General features: G+C 48.5%; 16 protein-coding genes. 4 read left to right on the forward strand and 12 right to left on the reverse strand.

The window, feature by feature from the left end; all coding sequences use genetic code 11:
* Positions 1-211 precede the first annotated feature (211 nt).
* From NE536_RS09725 to hisG, 9 genes are all read right to left on the reverse strand, one after another.
* Complete coding sequence (locus NE536_RS09725; RefSeq protein ID WP_261272572.1) at positions 212-1,399, reverse strand: aromatic amino acid transport family protein; 1,188 nt, start codon at positions 1,397-1,399, stop codon at positions 212-214.
* 561 nt (positions 1,400-1,960) lie between these two features.
* Positions 1,961-2,602, reverse strand: coding sequence for a bifunctional phosphoribosyl-AMP cyclohydrolase/phosphoribosyl-ATP diphosphatase HisIE (hisIE, locus tag NE536_RS09730; protein WP_261272573.1), 642 nt, complete (start codon positions 2,600-2,602; stop codon positions 1,961-1,963).
* Positions 2,603-2,684: 82 nt separating this feature from the next.
* The gene (hisF, locus tag NE536_RS09735) at positions 2,685-3,458 is read right to left on the reverse strand and encodes an imidazole glycerol phosphate synthase subunit HisF (protein WP_071939389.1); all 774 of its coding nucleotides are present in this window, start codon (positions 3,456-3,458) and stop codon (positions 2,685-2,687) included.
* A complete protein-coding gene (gene hisA, locus NE536_RS09740) occupies positions 3,440-4,177 on the reverse strand; it encodes a 1-(5-phosphoribosyl)-5-[(5-phosphoribosylamino)methylideneamino]imidazole-4-carboxamide isomerase (RefSeq protein ID WP_259212399.1) in 738 nt (245 codons plus the stop codon). The genes hisF and hisA overlap by 19 nt, the downstream gene beginning before the upstream one ends.
* Before the next feature lie 70 nt (positions 4,178-4,247).
* The gene (gene hisH / locus NE536_RS09745) at positions 4,248-5,042 is read right to left on the reverse strand and encodes an imidazole glycerol phosphate synthase subunit HisH (protein ID WP_261272574.1); all 795 of its coding nucleotides are present in this window, start codon (positions 5,040-5,042) and stop codon (positions 4,248-4,250) included.
* A 31-nt stretch (positions 5,043-5,073) separates the two neighbouring features.
* Entirely contained in the window at positions 5,074-6,165 is a 1,092-nt protein-coding gene (gene hisB / locus NE536_RS09750; protein WP_261272575.1) for a bifunctional histidinol-phosphatase/imidazoleglycerol-phosphate dehydratase HisB, read from the reverse strand.
* Between the two features lie 101 nt (positions 6,166-6,266).
* Positions 6,267-7,466: a histidinol-phosphate transaminase gene (gene hisC / locus NE536_RS09755; RefSeq protein WP_261272576.1), complete on the reverse strand. Its 1,200-nt coding sequence runs from the start codon at positions 7,464-7,466 to the stop codon at positions 6,267-6,269.
* A 60-nt stretch (positions 7,467-7,526) separates the two neighbouring features.
* Complete coding sequence (gene hisD, locus NE536_RS09760; RefSeq protein ID WP_261272577.1) at positions 7,527-8,828, reverse strand: histidinol dehydrogenase; 1,302 nt, start codon at positions 8,826-8,828, stop codon at positions 7,527-7,529.
* A 3-nt stretch (positions 8,829-8,831) separates the two neighbouring features.
* The gene (gene hisG, locus NE536_RS09765; protein WP_006086295.1) at positions 8,832-9,731 is read right to left on the reverse strand and encodes an ATP phosphoribosyltransferase; all 900 of its coding nucleotides are present in this window, start codon (positions 9,729-9,731) and stop codon (positions 8,832-8,834) included.
* Between the two features lie 1,118 nt (positions 9,732-10,849).
* On the opposite strand from hisG, the gene yoaA reads away from it, so the two are divergent.
* The gene (gene yoaA, locus NE536_RS09770) at positions 10,850-12,859 is read left to right on the forward strand and encodes a DNA repair helicase YoaA (protein ID WP_261272578.1); all 2,010 of its coding nucleotides are present in this window, start codon (positions 10,850-10,852) and stop codon (positions 12,857-12,859) included.
* Between the two features lie 168 nt (positions 12,860-13,027).
* Here the strand turns inward: yoaA and NE536_RS09775 are convergent, their stop codons facing one another.
* A complete protein-coding gene (locus NE536_RS09775; RefSeq protein WP_261272579.1) occupies positions 13,028-15,016 on the reverse strand; it encodes a TonB-dependent receptor domain-containing protein in 1,989 nt (662 codons plus the stop codon).
* A 469-nt stretch (positions 15,017-15,485) separates the two neighbouring features.
* Between NE536_RS09775 and NE536_RS09780 the strand changes: the two genes are divergently transcribed.
* A complete protein-coding gene (locus NE536_RS09780; protein ID WP_261272580.1) occupies positions 15,486-16,061 on the forward strand; it encodes a DUF4440 domain-containing protein in 576 nt (191 codons plus the stop codon).
* 25 nt (positions 16,062-16,086) lie between these two features.
* On the opposite strand, the gene NE536_RS09785 is transcribed toward NE536_RS09780, so the two are convergent.
* Positions 16,087-16,734 (reverse strand): DUF938 domain-containing protein, encoded by a 648-nt coding sequence (locus tag NE536_RS09785; protein ID WP_261272581.1) that lies wholly within the window; start codon positions 16,732-16,734, stop codon positions 16,087-16,089.
* A 530-nt stretch (positions 16,735-17,264) separates the two neighbouring features.
* Here NE536_RS09785 and NE536_RS09790 point away from each other — a divergent pair.
* Positions 17,265-18,554, forward strand: coding sequence for an NAD(P)/FAD-dependent oxidoreductase (locus NE536_RS09790; protein WP_261272582.1), 1,290 nt, complete (start codon positions 17,265-17,267; stop codon positions 18,552-18,554).
* 153 nt (positions 18,555-18,707) lie between these two features.
* Here NE536_RS09790 and NE536_RS09795 read toward each other — a convergent pair whose 3' ends face one another.
* Positions 18,708-19,586, reverse strand: a complete 879-nt coding sequence (locus NE536_RS09795; protein WP_259504008.1) for a LysR family transcriptional regulator — start codon at positions 19,584-19,586, stop codon at positions 18,708-18,710.
* Between the two features lie 272 nt (positions 19,587-19,858).
* Here NE536_RS09795 and NE536_RS09800 point away from each other — a divergent pair, with 272 nt between their 5' ends.
* Complete coding sequence (locus NE536_RS09800) at positions 19,859-20,998, forward strand: S-(hydroxymethyl)glutathione dehydrogenase/class III alcohol dehydrogenase (protein ID WP_261272583.1); 1,140 nt, start codon at positions 19,859-19,861, stop codon at positions 20,996-20,998.
* Positions 20,999-21,108: the final 110 nt, after the last annotated feature.

Raw genomic sequence — 21,108 nt, forward strand, 5'->3', positions numbered from 1 at the left:
ACTTTAGAAGCCGTTTTCTTAGGCGCTGTCGCAGCGTGCACGATCATCAGAGGCAGTTTAACACCCAAGGGCTTAGCTGACTAATGTGAAAGGATCATCGAATAGACAAGAGCCTGCTGTCAATAGTTGAAGCTTTACAGGCTCTTGTACCTAATCTTTTATTCGAGCTAGCTAACTTTTAGTTAACTCACTCTTGGTGAGTGAATTGGAGCTAGCTAAACATCTGCGCGGCGATAACCACGATTCCGCAAAGTGTGGTGAGCATTAAGGCAAACTTGCCGCCCGCGACCCGATATCCCGTCGGCATATTGGCCGCATCTCGCGTCTGGCGCTGTGTCCACACCATGGCCACAGGTAGAAAGATGGCGAGGATTACCAGCGCAATCGCTGCGTAACCCAAGGCTGTGATAAAACCTTGTGGGTAGAAGAGGGCAAAACCTAAGGGCGGTAAAAAGGTGATGGCAGCGGTTAGGCTACGACCAGAAAAATCATCTTCTCGTCTTAAGGTCGAAGCCATAAAATCGAACAAGCCTAAACTCACTCCTAAAAACGAAGTCGCAAGGGCGAGATCGGCAAACAAACTGATCGCACTGCTTAAGTATTCGCTGTGCAGTACGCTCGCCAGTTGATTGATAAAGCTCGATAAGCTCTGATTTTCGAGCAATTGGCTTTGGCTCAGTACACCTTGGCTACCTACTTGCCACAAAAGATAAATGACCAGTGGTAAAGCGGAGCCGAGTAGCATGATCCTGCGCAGGGCTTTGACCTCAACCCCTATGTAGCGCACCACTGATGGAATCGAACCGTGGAAACCAAAGGAAGTAAAAATCACCGGAATAGCCGTGATAATTAAACCTTGGTTGAGTGGGAGTTCGAGCAAATGTGGGCTTTCTACCTGCGGCAGTAACAAGGCCAACATAAGCAGTAATGCCAATAGCTTAAGGGCAAACAAACCGCGGTTGATAAGGTCCACACAGTGAGTTCCCATGCCCACAATCGCCCCAATCAGCAGGGTAAACAGGATGGCGCCCGCCTGTGGTGGCAAACTTAGCCCTAGCCAAGTGCTCAGCTTTTGGTTCACTTGCTCACCGCCACCGGCAATGTAGGCGGCGCAAAGGGCGTACAGTAAAAACATCAAGGCGCTATTGGCGATCAACTGGCCCTTACGACCCAATAAGCGTTGCGCCAAGTGATTAAGGCTGGCATCGCTGGGGGCGAATTGATGGATTTCCACCATTAGCAGTGCCGTGTAGGCCATTAGCGCCCATAGGATCAACATGATGGCGGAGGACGTACCAAAACCAAGTCCCGCCGAAGCGATAGGCAAAGCCAGCATACCCGCGCCGATTGTGGTGCCTGCGATAAGCAGCAGACTGCCGAAAATTTTATTCTGTGTCATAACATGATCTCAAAAGCGTGTTGCAAGAAAATGAGCTAAAGATTTGATCCTAAAGCAACTGTCTTAAAGGATTTTGATGCGCTTTAAGCACAAAATGATTTAAGCAAATGAGACAGTGGCGCTCAGCGGATCCGAAAGGATATGGCCACAATGGAAGGTCAGGCGAGGGAGCCTATCTATGCCATTGCGGCTACAGATAGGGATAATAAAAGGGTGTGAAACACATAAAACTTGCCTTAGCGTGTGTTGAGTAAAAACGGATAAGTGTTTTTATGCCTTGCCTTAATAACCTAACGGCAACGGAGGCTACCATAGGGAGTTGAGGTGTACTTGTCAACCATTACAACAGTATTTTGTTTGTTTTTTGTCATGTGACTAAGCTTAAAGACATACCTAACTCACACTGAGTTTATGGTTAACGAGGGGAGAAGAAAGAGGAGTTCGCCACGTTTATCGCGTGATAAAAAATGCCGCAGACTTGGCTTAAGTGTGCGGCATTTCTTGATGTAAGCGATTAGCTTGAAATCAGAGACTAGCTTGAAATCAGAGACAGTGAGACGTTTATGCTTTGCTCTGCAGTGCCTTTTGATGTCTTGCCAGCAAGTTTGCTGTGATGTCACTGAGGCTTAAGTTTTGATCTTCAAGCAATACCAGCAAGTGATAGATAAGATCTGAGGCTTCGTTAACTAACTCTTCCTTATCGTGGGTCGCAGCGGCAAGGGCGGTTTCGAGACCTTCTTCCCCGACCTTTTGGGCGATACGTTTAGTGCCGCGCGCAAATAAAGACGCTGTATAGCTGGAATCGGCATTTTGCCCTTTACGCGAGGTGATTAAGCTGGCGAGGTTGTTCAAAAAGGGGTGCGCATTGTCATCTAACCAGCAACTTTCGGTGCCTTTGTGGCAGGTTGGGCCGTTGGGGATCACTTGCACTAACAGGCTGTCGTTATCGCAGTCCTTATCGATAGCCACCAACTTTAGGGTATTGCCCGAGGTTTCACCCTTAGTCCATAAACGCTGTTTTGAGCGGCTGAAAAAGGTCACATCACCTGTGCTCAAGGTTTTTTCCAGCGCGGCCTTATCCATGTAACCGAGCATTAATACCTTGCCCGATAAGTGATTTTGGATCACGGCAGGAATAAGCCCATCCTGTTTGTCCCAATCCAGCTCGCTGAAATCCGACTTAGTGTTTGTTTGCGTTGACATAGTATTCACTCTTAATCTGTTTGTAGAACCTAGAACCTAGAACCTAGAACCTAGAACCTAGAACCTAGAACCTAGAACCGCTCTAGCGTCTAATCGCGATCCCTTCGGCCGCTAAATAGGCTTTTAATTCACCGATGTTGATAATCGCCTTGTGGAATACGCTCGCCGCCAGCGCCGCATCGACCTTAGCTTCAATAAATACATCGCGAAAATGCGCCATAGTCCCTGCACCGCCAGAGGCAATTAAAGGTACGTCACAGATGGCACGAACAAGACTTAACTGCTTGATATCATAGCCGCCGCGCACGCCGTCTTGGTTCATCACATTGAGCACGATTTCACCACAACCTCGTTTTTGCACTTCTTCAACCCAGTCTTGGGTGAACCACACCGTATCCTTAGTCGCCGCTTCATCGCCGGTAAATTGCTTTACCTTATAGCTGTTGCTGGTGGCATCGAAAAAGGAGTCGATACCAATCACGATACATTGGCGGCCGAACTCGTCCTGCAGGCGCGAGATCAAACTCGGATCGGTTAAGGCGGGCGAGTTAATCGAAATCTTATCCGCCCCAAAGGCTAATAATTCACGGGCTTGGCTAATGGTTTTAATGCCACCTGCCACGCAGAAGGGAATATCAATCTGCTCCGCCACGCGGCTCACCCAAGATTTATCGACCACACGTTCGTGGGCGCTGGCGGTAATGTCATAAAATACCAGCTCATCGGCGCCTTCTTCGGCATAACGCGCGGCTAAGGGCACGATATCACCGACAATTTCGTGGTTACGAAACTGCACGCCTTTCACTACTTTACCGTCTTTCACATCTAAACAGGGGACTAGTCGTTTGGCCAGCATTGGATTGCCTCCACCACGTTAAACTGATTGATAAGCAAGGCTTTGCCTATAATGATGCCCGCCGCGCCGCTGTCACGCACGGCGGCAACATCCTCAAGAGTCGCAATACCGCCGGAGGCTTGCCAAGCGATATCGGGATAACTTGCAGCAATTTCTTGATAAAGCGCGGTATTCGCGCCCGTTAAGGTGCCGTCACGGCTAATATCAGTTACTAGCGCATGCTTTAAGCCGACCGCGCTAAAGGTTTCTACGAGGGATTCTAAACTCTTACCGCCGCCACTTTGCCAACCGGATACGGCGACAATTTTCTCGCCGCTTTGGTTGATATTGACATCGAGTGCGAGGCAAATCGCTTCGCTGCCGTATTTGATAAACCATTGTTTGACTAACTCAGGTTCTTTCACCGCCAGTGATCCAATCACCACACGTTTTACGCCGATAGCTAATAATTCAGTGACTTGCTCTTCAGTACGAATACCGCCGCCCACTTGAATATTAGCGTTTAGTCCCGCCACGAGTTGACTGATAAGGAGAGTTTGGCGTTTAGCGGGATCTTTCGCGCCTGTTAAATCAACAATATGTAACCACTTCGCGCCTTGTGCCTCATAGGATTGCAGCTGCGCCAAAGGACTTAAATCAAAGGTGGTCTGCTGACCGTAATCACCTTGATAGAGGCGTACGACATTGCCATCAATTAAATCAATTGCAGGAATAATCATAAGATTAGATCCTTGATTGATTTGTTTATAAATGATTCATTAGTAAGTGGTTTTTTAATAAGTAATTTATTCATTGGTCAGCCTTCTTTACACCCGCTTGGCCATCAGCAGAGCTGCTTTGCAGCGCTTCGTTCATCAGAGCTTCGTTCATCTGTAACTCGTCCATCTGTAAAAAGTTACGCAGAATTTGCGCGCCCACGGCGGCACTTTTTTCGGGGTGGAACTGCACGCCCATAAAGTTGCCTTTGCCGATGGCGGCGCTAAAACCTTCACCATAAGTACATTCGGCTAAGGTAAATTCACTTAATGGCGCGCGGTAACTGTGGACGAAATACACATAACTGCCATCTTCAATACCCGCAAACAGCGGGTGAACGTTAGGGCTGTTGGCGCCTTGTGAGTTTGTTGTTAGCTTAAGTTGGTTCCAGCCCATGTGCGGTAAAGGTAGGCTTTCAGCTTTGAGTAACTGCGTATCCAGCTCACAAATGTCGGTTGGGATTATGCCTAAGCACTCACAATCTTGACCTTTGCCGCCGCGCTCCTTAGAAATCGCCGCGAGCATTTGCATGCCAAGGCACACGCCCAGCACAGGTTGAGTCAGGCCTTGAATGAGTTCGACTAAGCCTTTTTCATGCAAAGACGCCATGGCCGCACCCGCCGTACCCACACCCGGCAGCACCACGCGTTTTGCCGCTTTGATTTTGGCTTTATCGTCTGTGACCAATACCTTAGCGCCTAAACGCTCGAAGGCGAAACGTACTGAGCTTAAATTGGCGCAGCCCGTGTCTATGATGACGGTTTCAGCATCTGGCGATTCATTTGCTGTTAATTGCTGGCCGGCTGTTAATAGAGTGTCTTGTTGCATCCTAACCTCTTAAACGATTTATGCTGATGCCTTAAAGCACGCCTTTGCTCGATGGCAGAATATCGCCTTCGACTTTAACCGCTTGGCGTAGCGCGCGGCCGAGCACTTTAAACAGGGCTTCGACCTTGTGGTGATCGTTATCGCCTTCGGTCGACACATGCAGCGTACAGCGCAGGCCATCGGCAAAGGAGCGGAAGAAGTGTGGCACCATTTCTGTGGCCATTTCGCCTACGTGCTCACGTTCAAAATCGGCCGAGAATTTGATAAAAGGACGGCCAGAGATATCCAGCAGACATTCGCCCTTGGCTTCGTCCATCGGCAGAATAAAGCCGAAACGGGCAATGCCGCGTTTGTCACCGAGCGCTTGGCGCAGGGCATCACCTATGGCCAGCGCAGTGTCTTCCACGCTGTGGTGATCGTCGATTTCCAGATCGCCATCGACTTTCACATCCATTCTAAAATTACCGTGGGTGGCAATTTGATCGAGCATATGGTCGAAAAAGCCAATGCCAGTGTCGATTTTGCCTTTAACGGGGCTGTCGAGATCAACAGTCACACGAATATCGGTTTCTTTGGTGGTGCGCACGACCGTCGCGGTGCGGCCTTTATTGAGCAGCGCATCGGCGATGGCGTTCCAACCTAAAGTGTCGCGTTGATATTTAAGGCTTTTAATGCCCATGGCATTGCCCAGTTCCACATCGGTTTCGCGATCGCCAATCACCGCCGATTGAGTGAAATCGATGCAGCCTTGGGTGAGATAGTCTTTTACTAGCCCAAGCTTAGGTTTACGGCAACTGCAATTTTCATCATTAAAGTGTGGGCAAATCACCACATCTTCGAAGTTCACCCCTTGGCTTTTGAGGATTTGCATCATCATATTGTGGGGCGCGTCGAAATCTTCCTGCGGGAAAGACGGTGTGCCAAGGCCGTCTTGATTGCTGACCATGACTAAACAAAATCCCGCCTTTTGCAGACGTAGCAAAGCGGGGATCACCTGTGGCTCAAACACTAATTTAGCCAGGCTATCGACCTGTTTGTCGGTGACGGGTTCTTCAATCAAGGTGCCATCGCGGTCGATAAACAGAATTTTTTGTGCAACGTTCGGGATAAATTGTGGGTTCATGGCTCTACCTTCAAATTCAATTCGTTTAGCTAATGCTTAAGCTGATTTTACCTTCAGCGCGGCATTCGCTTTTTATTGGTTTTATTAGTTTTTATGTTCAGTTACTTATTATTCGTTTCTGGTGATTGCTCAGTGCTTTGCGATTCAAATAAATTCACTAACACATCGGTATCCGCCTTTGAACTGAAGCTAAAGCGGATTGCCTTGGCAAGCCTTGGATCTTTGTAGGCGCGGGCAACAACGCCGCTGCCTTGCAGTAACGCCGCGACCTTGGCGACATCATCAAATTCAGCCAGCACATAATTGCCGTTAGGCTTAAGCACGCGGGCGCGCGAATCTGAACTATTCGATTTTGAACAATAAGCGCTGATCGCCGCTGTGAGTCTGGCGCCTTGCTCATTTAATTCTGCGACTTGCACTTTCATCCGCGCAACGCTTACGCTTGATAGCGCTTGCGTGGCGACCTCACTCACTGGCAGCGGCACAGGATAGGGCGCAATCACGCGCATAACAATTTCGACTACGGCCTCGTTTGCTAGCATAAAACCACAGCGTGCGCCGGCGAGTGCAAAGGCTTTTGATAGGGTGCGCAGTACCACTAGATTCGGATAGCTTTCCAGTAAATCCGCCACACTGTATTCAGGGCAAAACTCAATATAGGCCTCATCGATGACCACAAGCGAATCGGGCAGGGCTTTGATCGCTTGCTCGATAATGGCTTTGTCGATCACAGTCCCAGTCGGATTATTGGGATTACAGATAAACACCAGTTTTGCGCCGCGAACGTCCTCGGCATAGCTTGTCGGCAAGCCATATTCCGCGCTGAGAGTTAACGCTTTAACGCCCACATTAAAGGTGTTCGCACTGATGGCATACATGCCGTACGTCGGGCCAAAGCAGGCAATGCTGTCGACGCCTGGAATACAAAAGGCGCGAATTAACAGTTCTATCGCTTCATCGGCGCCGCGGCTGGCGACTATCTTGCTGGCGCTTACGCCGCTGTATTCGCTGTAGGCATTGATAAGCTGCGGCGGTTGGCATTCTGGGTAACGATTCAATTTCGATAAATCGAGCGCAGCCGTATCGACATTATTAAACGGCGATTCGTTGGCATTGATCCAAATATCACCACGACCGCCCAGTCTGCGAGCACTCTGATAGGGCGTTAAATCCAGTAATTCAGGGCGCGCTAGGCGCTCGGCTAAATTTAGCGACGCCGATTGCGCTAACGTTGATGGTGCTAACGTCGATGCTAATGCTGCGGGTTCTGCTGTTTTTTCCATGCTGCTCACTTGGCTCATTTTCTTCACTCAGCTCTATTTTCAATCACTTAAGCGCTAATCATTTAAGATCTAGGCGGATCATTTCTCTAGGCTAGCTAGACGAATGGCTACGGCATTTTTGTGCGCATCGAGCAATTCGTTACTGGCTAACGTCATGACCGCTTGCCCCAATCCGATTAAGCCCTTAGCACTGAGTTCCTGCACGGTAAAGCGGCGGCTAAAATCGGCTAATGACAGGCTCGACACGGCGCGGCTGTAACCGTAAGTCGGCAGCACGTGGTTGGTGCCACTGGCATAATCGCCAACAGATTCAGGTGTATAGGGGCCTAAAAACACTGAGCCAGCGGCGCGAATGTTTTTCAGCACCTCACGGGGTAAGCGCGTTTGAATGATCAAGTGCTCAGGCCCATATTGATTGGAAACCTGCGCGGCTTGCAGCATATTGTCCACAACCAAAGTACGACTGCTCAGTAGCGCCGTTGCCGCGATATCACAACGCGGCAGGACGGCGAGTTGTCTCGTCAGCGCATCATTCACACTATCGGCGATAGCTTGCGAATCCGTCACTAAAATCACTTGTGAATCAGGGCCGTGCTCCGCTTGTGAAAGCAAATCGGCGGCGATAAATTCGCAATTGGCGTCGCTATCGGCAATCACTAACACCTCAGAAGGGCCAGCGGGCATATCGATACACACAGTGCAGCGACCATCCTGTGACACTAAGCGTTTAGCTTCAGTCACATAGCGGTTACCTGGGCCAAAAATCTTATCGACCGCCGGAATCGTTTCCGTGCCAAAGGCCAGTGCTGCAATCGCCTGCGCGCCGCCCACTTGATAGATTTCAGTGATCCCACAGGCATTGGCGGCATAGATAATGGCATCGTTGATGGGCGGTGGGCTGACTAACACTCTTTGTTCGCAGCCGGCAATTTTGGCGGGCAGGGCAAGCATCATCACGGTCGAAATCAATGGCGCGCTGCCACCGGGGATATATAAACCCACTTTTTCAATCGGTTCGCTACGTAGCTCGCAGCGTACTCCCGCCTCGGTTTCCATATCAATCGGGCGAAATTGCTGGGCGCTGTGAAACACATCTATGTTCGCCATGGCTTTGGATATCGCCGCTTTCAGCTCTGGCGATACCCGTGCGCTTGCCGCCGTTATTTCGGCTTCGCCCATACGGAGTTCACCAATCTTAGCGCTATTGAAGCCATCAAATTTTTGATTAAATTCTTGAATGGCGGCATCACCCCGCGTCGCCACCGCATCGAGAATGGCGCGAACGCTTTGCTCTAAGCCACTGTCACCGATTAAGGGTGAGCGTTTCAGCGCCGTTTTTTGCTCGGCGGTTGATAAGGTTGACCAAGTTAGGATTTCCATACATTACCCCATCATTTTTTCGATTGGCATCACCAGAATCGAGCTGGCACCGAGTGCGGTTAGCTGTTCCATAGTATCCCAGAACAAATCTTCAGTACTGACGGCGTGGATAGCGACGCGGTTAGTATCATCATTTAATGGCAATACGGTGGGGTTTTCAGCACCGGGCAGCAGGGCGACGATTTGGTCTAAGGTTTCGGTTGGCGCGTGCAGCAGGATGTATTTGCTCTCACGGGCGCGGATAACGCCGTTGACGCGGGATAGAATTTTGTCGATGAGTGCTTGTTTAGTCGGCGTTTGGGTTTGGGTCGACTGAATGATGCAGGCCATAGAGCGGTAAATTACTTCGGTTTCGTATAAACCGTTGGCTTCTAAGGTAGCGCCCGTTGACACGAGATCACAAATCCCATCGGCAAGGCCGGCACGTGGGGCGACTTCAACCGAGCCTTTTAACATACAGTCGCGATAAGTTATGCCTTTTTGTTGCATAAAACGGCGCAGCAGGTTCGGGTAAGAAGTGGCGATGCGTAATCCTTCTAACGAGGAGGCATCGGCGTAACTGAATTCTGTTGGTACGGCTAACGAGAGGCGACATGATCCGAAATCTAACTGACGCAGTTTGAGGCAATCTGCGGGCTTGTTCAGTGTTTGACGCTCGATTTGTTCTTCTTCGAGCACGTTTTCACCGATAATCCCCATATCAACCACGCCGTCCATGACCAATCCTGGGATATCATCATCACGAACGCGCAGTAAATCGATAGGCATATTGTCGGCGTGAGCGATAAGGCGTTGTTCATTAATGGAAAATTTAACACCACAGCTTTTTAGCAGTTGCTGAGAGTCAGTAGAAAGACGACCAGATTTTTGGATGGCGATGCGTAAACGGTTCGATTCAGTCATAGTGTTATCTCGCTCAAAAGTATCAAAATTAAAAGATTCAAAAGTGTGTTGTTTAATCGGTTTAATACGCCTTGCCGTTCAATGGGCTCTAGCTAAGTAATCTAGCTAAGATCTCTAACTAACGTATTGATAATTTATAAAATATCTAAAATTTCTATTAAAATTAAAATCAAAATTAAAACCCAAATTAACGCCTAAATGCAAAAACCCCCGGAATTCCTTCCAGGGGTTTATGATCATCTTGAATCAGTCCGCCAGAAGGATATAGTCCTCCGGCAGTGAGCATCCGAAGGCTACCGCATATGGTGGTGATGGTGGTGGATAGCGTTCAGTAGTGGGCTCATTTTACTCTCTCGGTATTAAACTTTATTGGCTCAACTGCTCGAAATACAGTAAAGCGTTGAATGCGTTGTTACGGACGTCTATCCGTATAAGTGGATTTAAACTAACCGCTTTTATGAGCCTTTGCAACAGCAATTTTGAATTAAATGAGAATATTTATGCGTTTTTGTGAAAGGCAGGTGGTTATCGCTAAATAAAGCGATTGAGTCTATTTGTTGAGGGGATGTTTAAAGTGGGCCGAAATGTGTTGGTAAGTCGTGCCGAACTAGCATCAGCGTAATCTGTTCCAATGACCGAGAAAGTCGTGAAGTCAATGTGTATGTAATCATTAAGCACAGTCATTCCAGTGACACGCCGTGAATATATCCATATATGCCGCCGTCGAGCCTTCAGCGACGAGTTTATGGCGAGTCACTGGGGAAACAATGGCAATTAATGCTGCGCGTACTCAAATATCTTGTTTTGGGAGCTTTGTATCAAAACTGACTACCCATAATGAACAGCTTTAAATGGCGGCTCATGTATGGCGCGAGGGAAAGAACCCGCGAAATTATCCTTGCTAACTTGTAGTCTTATCTTAAATCAGCATAATGCTTCGAGCCGTTAAGCTTAACGCTATCGTTTACCGCCGCGGCTTGCGGTACTAACCAGTGCTTGTGGTTAATTAAAGTCATCACAATGCACTCGCTCAGCAGCCCGCAGCAGCTTATAGTGTGGCCTTACTGCATGGTTTCTATAACGTTTCCTAACACCTTGATAAAGGATTGATTCTCCCTTTGACTCGCTCCCGCCAACCGACATCAAAGCATGCTTCTTCTAAAGAAATTGTGGCTAAGCCTGCTGCCGCAAAAGGCGCTGCTGCGGTGAGCCGACTTGCGTCTGAAGTGCAACGCGCATTTTTGCCCGATGGAGTATTGTCTAAGCACATTCAAGGGTTTAGTGCGCGAACAAGCCAAATGCAAATGGCGCAGCAAGTGAGTGAGGCGATAGCGTCTAAGAGTAATGTGGTGATTGAGGCGGGCACAGGGGTGGGTAAAACCTTTGCATATTTGATCCCCGCGATATTGAGCGGCAAGCAAGTTATCGTCAGTACGGGCAGTAAAAATCTGCAAGAGCAGTTGTTTTTTAAAGACTTACCCGCGCTGGTCGCCATGTTGGGAATTGAGCCCAAACTGGCGCTGCTTAAGGGGCGCAATAATTATCTGTGCCAGTGGCGACTCGATAAGCAAATGAGCGAGGCGACACATATCGATGCGCGTTTATTGGATGATTTGTTGAAAATCAATCAGTGGGCGAGCACCTGTAAAGATGGCGATATTGGCGGCTTGACCTCAGTACCTGAGAATTCCTCGGCGCTGCCGCTCGTGGTCAGTACCAAAGAAAGCTGTATTGGTAAGCGCTGCGATTTTTATGATGCCTGCTTTACGCGCAAGGCGCGCAGCCGTGCCATGGATGCCAAAATTATTGTGGTTAACCACCATTTATTTTTCGCCGATAGCGTACTCAAAGACACGGGCTTTGCCGAGTTACTGCCCGATCCCGACGTAGTGATTTTCGATGAAGCGCATTTATTACCCGATATTTGCGTTAACTATTTTGGCCAGCAATGTTCGAGTCGCACTATCGATGATTTTATTCAAAAGCTACTCGCTATTTATCAGACCGAACTCAGTGATACGGGGCAACTCGCCCAATTTTGTCAGCGTTGCCTCGCTAAATTAAGTGACTGGCATAATCAGTTATATTCCTGCGGTGAATCCGACTGGCGTTTAGTGCTGGGCAATAAAGCGCTCGCGGCGGCGTCATGGGATTTATTAGCGGAATTAACTGCGCTGCAGAATTTATTAATGGCCCATATTGGCCGCAGTGAATTGTTAGATGATATCGCCATCAAGTTGGCGGAGCTGAATAATAAGCTCAGTGTGTTTTTTAACTGCGATAATAATCTGGCGGCCTACAGCATTGAATTTGGTAGTCGTTTTGTGGTGCTGCGAATTTCACCCATCAATATTGCCCGTGAGTGCCAGCAGTTATTTGTGCCTGAAACCAGCTGGATATTTACCTCGGCAACTTTGCAGGTTAATCGCAGCCTTACCCATTTCGCCCGAGAAATGGGCATCGTCGATGCGCAGCAAAGTATTCTCGACAGTCCCTTCGATTATCCCCACCAAGCGGTATTTTGTGTGCCGAGACAACTTGGCAGCGTGACCAATCAACAGCAAGCATTAAAACAGCTGGTGGAGGTGTGCGTGCAAGCGATAGACGCAGCGCAGGGACGGACTTTTATTCTTTTTACCAGCCATAAAATGCTCGAACAAGCAGCGTTGGCACTGCGAACTCGCACTCAGTATCCGCTGCTGGTACAAGGTCAAGCGGGTAAACAGAGTCTGCTGACTAAGTTTCGCCAACTCGGCAATGCGGTATTGCTCGGCACCAGTAGTTTTTGGGAAGGGGTGGATGTGCGCGGCAAATTGTTAAGCTGCGTGATCATCGACAAATTACCTTTTGTGTCGCCGGATGAGCCCCTGTATCGTGCCCGAGCCGACAATGTGAGTCGTCAGGGACTCGATCCTTTTACTGAAGTGTCCTTACCTCAGGCGATTATTGCGCTGAAACAAGGTGTTGGCCGTCTTATTCGCGATGAAAAAGATCGTGGTGTGCTGATCCTTTGTGATAATCGCATTGTGAATCGCTATTACGGCCAAGCCTTTTTAAACTCACTGCCGCCGATGGCGCGCACCCGCGACCTAGATAAAGCGCTGGAATTTTTAAGACAGATCCCTTAGAGCTGCTCCCTTAAAGCCGATCACTTAAAACAAATTCCTTAAGGCAGCTCGCTTGAGGAAGTGTTCTAAAAGTTCGAAAGCTTACAACGAATTCATAAACAACGGGCTGGCGAGAGTTTCGCAAGCCCGTTTTTACCTAGATAAACCCATGTCTGTGGCTGATTGCTATTAGAAACTTGCCGTCACGCCCGCATAAATACTGCGGCTCTTTTGAATGTAATCAAGATCGGTAGCCACTTGGTCGCGCTCAGCATCCGTTAGGTTAGTGACGCCGAGTTTGACTCTGAACATAGGATTAATTTGGTAATTTGCCCCTAGGTCGAGTGAACCATAACCTTCTGATTTTACATTGGTGCGTAGATACTGATCGCCAGTGTAGTGGTAGGCGATAAAGGTGGATAAGTCATCCAATGCCTGCCATTGCAGTTTCAGGTTGTAGCTGTCATCCGGCGTTAGGGTAAAAGGCGCGCCATTTTGCTTATCTTCGGCATCGGTTTTACTGTAATTACCGCTAATGCTGACCGTGTCACTTACATCGTACCAAGCCTGCAGTTCCCAACCAGTGATCTTAGCTTCGTTCACGTTTTGGTAAGTTAATACTGCACCGGGCGTTCTATCCCAAGTTTCTGTGATGATTTTATTTTCTACATCATTGTGGAAGTAGGTGATCGAGCCACCAAAATCCGTGGTTTGATATTGGGTCGATAACTCGTAGTTCACTGAGGTTTCGGGCTGTAGATCGGGATTCCCCGCAACGGTGCAGGCGCCGCGACAAGCGGGGATAATATAATCGGCTTGGGATTGCGACATATTTGGCGCTTTAAATGCCTTGCCACCGCCACCTTTGATCACCCATTCAGAGCTTAAGTTATACACCAAATACACGCGTGGGCTAAATTCGGTGCCGTACACATCGTGGTGATCGACGCGCCCCCCTAAGGTGATATTGAGTTCGCCTAAGCTAAATTCATCTTGCAGATACAAGGCCGACTGGCTGTCGTCTAAGGTGCCATCACCCAAAATATTGCGGCTGTTTTCAAGCTGAGTCCAACGGTATTCCGCGCCGCTGGTTAACATGTGATCCCCCAGTAAGACTGTGGTTTGGCCGTCGAGATTGTGGTTGGTTTGGGTGATATGCCCAATCTCGGCGATCAGCGCCGAGTCGTCAGTTACCTCAACATTTTCATAGTAATAGCGCAGGCGAGTATCGCCCCAGTTCCAGTGGCCATTGTGGGTTAGACCTGAGCTTATCCGCTCGGCTCGTTGGTTATTGGTGAGAATTGTGCCGTAGTTATTCCAATCCGATTCGCGTTCGTCGTTGGCGTAACTTAAATCAAATTGCAGATCTTGCTGGCTATCAATCAACCATTGCAGGTTAGCGAGGGCGCTGATTTCATCTCTGTCTTCTAACGCATCGATTGTGGGTTTTAAATCTGAGCGCCAGGCATCACGTTGATTGCTGTCGACGATTAAGTTTGCCAGCAGTTTATCTTTGATTAGCGCGCCGCTGGTGTAGAAATTGTACTTAGTGCTGTCGCCACCTTTGCCGCTGGTGGGCGTATCGTATTGCACGCCGACACTGGTCTGCCAGTCGTCAGTGGGTTGGCGCAAAATCACGTTAACCACGCCGCCTAAGGCTTCGGAGCCATACAGGGAGGACATAGGCCCGCGCACGACTTCGATACGCTCAATGGCAGACATTGGAATAGAGGACAAGTCAAAATCGTTGCCATAACCGGAGGTTAGTGCTTCGCGGGAGTTGACTCGGCGACCGTTGATTAAGATCAGCGTGTAGTCCGAATCCAGTCCGCGCAAGCTAATTTCATTGCGACCATAGGGCGTGCCTTCGCTGATGTTCACACCCTGTAAATAACGCACTGCGCTGGCCAGATCGTCAATCACTAGCGCTTCAAGTTCACTGCGGTTTATCACAGACACAGATGCGGGCGCCGACAGTTCTGTATGCTTAGTTTGCGTTGCTGTGATCACCATACGTTCCATTTCTGCTGTGGCATCTTGAGTCGTTGCGGCACTTGCCCAGGCTGCGGGTAACAACAGACTTAAGCCAATGGCGCGTGATAGGCGGTTCAGCGTAAGAGTCGATTTTGTGGCAGATGCGTGACAGATTAGGCGAGTACGGCGGATAAATCGGGACATATCATTCTTCCTTGGGTAATTTCGGCGAATGATAATTATTCTTAAATAGTGCATCAAGAGCACAGATCCCGCTTTTGTGTAAAGGCTATGTAAATTTTACTGTTTAATAACAGCATGATAGCGGGTATGTCTGTTGAGGGAAGCTTGCACTTCTAAGCTGATGTTGCTGAGAAACAAATATGAGAAAGTGAGTGTGATCAGCGAATGTGAGAAGCGAATACGAAATAGCGAATGCGAAAAAGTGAAACGCCGCGGTGAGGTAAATCGCGTAAAAATAGTGAGATTAGCCACAAGTTGTCGACAGCTTCTACAGATTAACTCAAGCCGTAATTATATTTGCATGATTTTAAAGGGTATTTTAATTGGCATACGCTTTGCTGATACTTCTGCTGCAGATGTGTGGCGCTATGCAGTTTTGTGATGTGGAGCGTCGCCATAAAAATTTACAGCCAACATTCACGGAGAGAATATGAATCCAGCATTCTATAGCCTAGCCACAGTCGCCGTTTTAACTTTGTCACTCGCCACTACCGAACCCGCTGTTGCCACAGATGCGTCCGCATTAGCTAATGCAGCATCAGTTAAAACCGCTGAGGCTCCACATGCAGGCACTGTGCAACCCGCTGCCTTAGAAGATACCTTATCTACCCAAATTGCAGCAGTGGATTTTGCAGTGTTTGACAGTTTCAATAAGTGCGCAGCCCCCGCTGAACTCAAGAAACACGCAGCGTTTTTCACTGAAGATGTTGAGTTCTACCACGATAGAGGTGGCGTAACGTGGAACCGTAAAGACATGATCGCCAATACCGAAAAATACGCCTGTGGCCATTACCGCCGCGAGTTAGTTGCGGGTACGATGAAAGTGTTTCCGGTGAAAGAGTTTGGCGCGATAGAGCAAGGCGTTCACCGTTTTTGCAGCTTTGAAACCGGCAGTTGCGATGGCCTAGCTGACTTTGTGATCGTATGGCGCAAACAGAACGAACAGTGGAAAGCCACTCGAGTGTTGAGCTATGGACATAGAACCGCCGAGATCAAAACGGACTAAACCAAAGCTAGCTTTTAACAAGAAACTAGCCTCTAACAAAATGCAGTAATCGATTATTTGCGGGCATAGCCACATCTTGCTCGAGTGTTAAGCCTTGCTTGCTGGCTAAACTGCAAATCCATTCGATATCGCGAATGCCGCTGGCGGGATCGCGCTGTTTTAAAAAGGTATCGAATTGGTGATTGCTGTCACTGCTAAATTCGCCTTGGTAGTTAAAGGGACCGTAAATGCAAAGAGTCTTGAGTTGGGGGAGATACAGACCAAGACCAGTAAAAAACGCTTCAACCATATTTTTGCTCATAATATGCAAAGTGTTCGCAGTAAATACGCCATCAATATCAGGTGTTAATCCCTCCACCGGCCATGGCGCGGTAACATCAAGGATAAGCGGTAAAGCTAGATTTGCCCCAGCATTAAATAGCCCGCCTTCTTGCTCACACCTTGCGCTAATGCCACCAATATACTCAGCTTGATCGCTGGTTTGCCAGATTAAATGGGGAAGATTTGCTGCAAAATACACCGCATGTTGGCCCGTGCCACTGCCGATTTCGAGTACATGTTGGTTGAGTGAGAATGCCTGCGTTAATACGGCTAAAATCGGCGCTTTGTTGTTTTCGCACGCTTGTGAAAACGGCAATTGGGTAAGTGGCTGGGCAATGGGTAATAGTGACATAATGGACTCTAGGCAGTTGAGATTAAAAGAGTATGGCGCCGGACAAGCCTATCTTAAACCAGCAAAAAGCATAAGGCTTAAAAGATAAAATGAGCCACGCTTTAATATTCGGCGCCTAAGCTCATGTTCTTAATCTCTGGCTCCTTAATCTCTAGCCCCATAATAACAGGGCCGCCATTTCAGATACTTTCATCTCAAGCTTTTCGATTTCAGGCTCGTCAAGCAGGAGCCAGCCCAACTCCCTTTGTTATATCCAGCAAGCGGTTAGTACAAGCCACTATTGACCTCGATCTCAACTCAGATATACTCTCAAATTCTGAACGCTTGTAAAAAATATAAAACAACCGTCGGCGGAAAACGTGTTAACACTCGCGCCTATAAACTAAGACTCAACACTCATTATCAGCACACAGCTTTTAGTACTTAACGTTCAACACTCTATCAGCACACAGCTTTTAGTACTTAACGTTCAACACTCAACTTTTAATATTTAACTTTCAACACTTAACTTTCAACATCAAGGAATGACTATGCCAGCACAGCGTTGCGCCTCCTACTACAATGCCACCATAAACCAAGAGTCGAATTATCCTCAGTTAGAAGGTGACATTCGCGTCGATGTGGTGATTGTCGGTGGCGGGTTTACCGGTGTAGCAACGGCGCTGGAATTATCCGAGAAGGGCTACAAGGTGGCACTTATTGAGGCTAATAAAATTGCGTGGGGCGCAACCGGACGCAACGGCGGGCAGGTGACGGGCAGTTTGTCTGGCGATGCGGCGATGACAAAACAGCTGCGTCGTCAGATTGGCAATGAAGCTGAAGATTATGTGTGGAATTTACGTTGGCGCGGCCATGACATTATTAAAAATCGGGTGGCCAAGTACGGCATAGAGTGTGATTTAAAGTTTGGTCATATTCAAACCGCTTACCAGATGCAGCATATGCACGAGCTTAAGGCTATGCATGATGAAGCGCAGCGTCGCGGCATGGGGGAGTTTATGACCTTGGTCTCCGCCGATGAAATGCCCGCCTATTTAGGCTCGCCCTTGTATCACGGCGGCTTAGTTAATCGGCGCAATATGCATTTGCACTCAGTCAATTTATGTCTTGGTGAGGCCCGCGCCGCAGCAGGTCTTGGGGCGTTGATCTTTGAAAACTCGCCCGTGCTCGATATTGAGGAGGGCGATCTTGCTACCGTTGTCACCGCCAAGGGAAAAGTGCGCGCCAATAGCGTGCTGATCGCGGGGAATGCCTACCATAAACTCGCGCGTCCTCAACTGCGCGGCATGTTATTTCCAGCGTCCTTAGGCAATTGTGCTACTGCAATTTTGCCTGATGAGATCGCTTCGCAAATCAATCCGCAGGATTTAGCCGTGTACGATTGTCGCTTTGTGCTGGATTACTATCGCCTGACTGCAGATAAACGGTTGATGTTCGGTGGTGGCACTAACTACAGCGGCCGCGATCCTAAAAATGTGGCGGCGGAATTACGGCCTGCAATTGAGCGTACGTTTCCACAATTAAAGGGCGTTGATATCGAATTTGCCTGGGCGGGAATGGCAGGAATTGTGATTAACCGTATCCCGCAGCTCGGCAAAGTATCGCCTAATGTATTCTATTGCCAAGGATATTCTGGGCATGGGGTGGCGACATCACACATTATGGCTGAGATCATGGCCAATGCGATGGATGGACAATTACGTGAATTTGATTTGTTTGCCGGCATGCGCCATATCCGTATTCCGTTAAATGAATGGTTCGGCAATCAAGCGCTGGCGTTAGGCATGTTGTATTACACTTTACGGGAAAACTGGCGCTAGTTTGCGGCGTCTTGTCTGTTATCGCTTCGTTTGTTCGAACTGAGTAATCCGCTCAACAACAGACGGCTCCACAATAAACCTCTCAGCAATAGATTTTTTAGCAACAGACTGCTCCACAAAATACTGCTCAACAACCAGATGTTCAGAAAAAGATTAGTCCTGTTCGATGAGTTTTTCGGCGAGGTAATCGACTAATACTCGGATCTTGGCCGACAGGTGGCGGTTTTGTGGATAGAGCGCCCAAATGCCTTCTTTGGCTTCGCGGTGACCGTCGAGTAAGGACAGTAAACGTCCTGCATTTATATCTTCTTCAATATAATAATCAGGCAGTTGTACTATACCAATTCCCTTTAGCGCCGCATCCCTTAATGCGTAGCCGCTGTTACAATTGAGATTGCCGCGCACTTTGATATTGCGCTCACGGCCATTTTCCACAAAGCGCCAGTAATTATGATTACCGATCAAACAATTGTGCTGGCTAAGTTCAGATAAGGTATGGGGCTGACCGTACTTTTCCACATAACTCGGTGAGGCGGCCACATAGTGAGTACGGCTGCTTAAGGGTTTGGCCATTAAACTTGAGTCGGCGAGTTTGCCGAGGCGAATGGCCAGATCGTAACCACCTTCAATCAAGTCTAAGGTGCGATTGGTCAAGTCGACGCTAAATTCAACGCTGGGATATTGCACCATAAAATCATTGAGTAACGGCATGATAAATTTCTCGCCATAGGCCACGGGCGCCGTGAGCTTGACTAGGCCTTGGGGTGAGTCCTTTAGGTTTGAGATGGCGCGCTCGGCTTCTTCTAACCCCGTTTGTAATTGGCGGCAATGACGATAATAAATGGTGCCTTCTTCGGTTAGCGACACTTTGCGGGTGGTGCGGTAAAACAGCTTAGTGCCGAGACGATTCTCTAAGGCGCTGACTTGACGGCTCACGTGGGCGGTGGAGATATTCAGTCGCTGCGCCGCTAAGGTAAAACTTTCAGCCTCAGCCACTGCGACAAACTCAGAAATGCCATCCCAGAGATACATTGTTGTTGCTCAGTAAAAATGAATTGCTTGAATACTAGATTGTCTCTCGCTGAGAAACAAATACAATCTTACTATTGATTAGCATCAGTGCAGTAGCATCAGTTCAACAGCATAAGTGCAATGGGCATCTGCGTATGCGTTGGCCCTTATGCAGAGCTCTTTATGCTGAGTCCGTATGTTTGAGCCAATATGCTTGAACCAATAGGCTTTAGCTCAAGTTGAATCGATTACAACAATAATTTTCTCTTATTACCTATCAAGGGACGGTAACAATGTCGAACGAAAATCCGCAGTTTATTAAATCAAAGGCCGCTGTTGCTTGGGGACCAGGACAACCACTGAAGATTGAAGAAGTGGATGTGATGTTACCTAAAGCGGGCGAAGTCTTAGTGCGCATTGTGGCCACAGGCGTGTGTCACACGGACGCGTTTACCCTGAGCGGTGACGATCCTGAAGGCGTATTCCCAGCAATTCTAGGCCACGAAGGCGGCGGTATCGTTGAGCAAGTGGGCGAGGGCGTGACCAGCGTGCAAGTGGGCGATCATGTGATCCCACTTTATACCCCTGAGTGCGGCGAGTGTAAGTTCTGCCTATCGGGCAAAACGAATCTGTGCCAAAAAATTCGTGCGACCCAAGGTAAAGGCTTAATGCCCGATGGCACCACGCGTTTTTATCTCGATGGTAAGCCAATTTTCCATTACATGGGCTGCTCGACTTTCTCTGAATATACTGTGCTGCCGGAAATCTCATTGGCGAAAGTCAATAAGAGCGCACCATTAGAAGAAATTTGTCTGTTAGGTTGTGGCGTGACTACCGGTATGGGCGCTGTGATGAACACGGCCAAAGTGGAAGAAGGCGCGACCGTGGCGATTTTCGGCCTCGGCGGTATCGGTTTATCGGCGATCATTGGTGCGACTATGGCAAAAGCCAGCCGCATTATCGCCATTGATATCAACGAATCTAAGTTCGAGTTAGCTAAAAAACTCGGCGCGACCGATTGCATCAACCCTAAATTACTCGATAAGCCTATCCAAGAGGTAATCGTTGAAATGACAGACGGCGGCGTAGATTACTCATTTGAGTGTATCGGCAACGTCAACGTGATGCGCAGCGCTTTAGAGTGTTGTCATAAGGGTTGGGGCGAGTCGGTCATCATCGGTGTTGCCGGTGCAGGGCAAGAGATTTCAACCCGTCCATTCCAGCTTGTTACTGGTCGAGTGTGGCGCGGTTCTGCTTTTGGCGGCGTGAAAGGACGTTCTGAACTGCCACACATTGTTGAGCGTTACATGGCGGGTGAGTTTAAGCTCGATGACTTTATCACGCACACTATGGGGCTTGAGCAAATCAATGAAGCGTTCGAGCTGATGCACGAAGGTAAGAGCATCCGCAGCGTGATCCATTTTGATAAATAAGCGGTTTCGCACTGTCAATTGATGCTTCAGCTTGATGTGACAAACCGGCAGACAGATGCAAATCTGTCTGCTGTGTTCACTGAGCAGATGACTAACGCTAAGACAAATGC

Origin of the sequence: Shewanella septentrionalis (assembly GCF_025370265.1) — a bacterium.
Lineage (GTDB): Bacteria > Pseudomonadota > Gammaproteobacteria > Enterobacterales > Shewanellaceae > Shewanella > Shewanella hafniensis.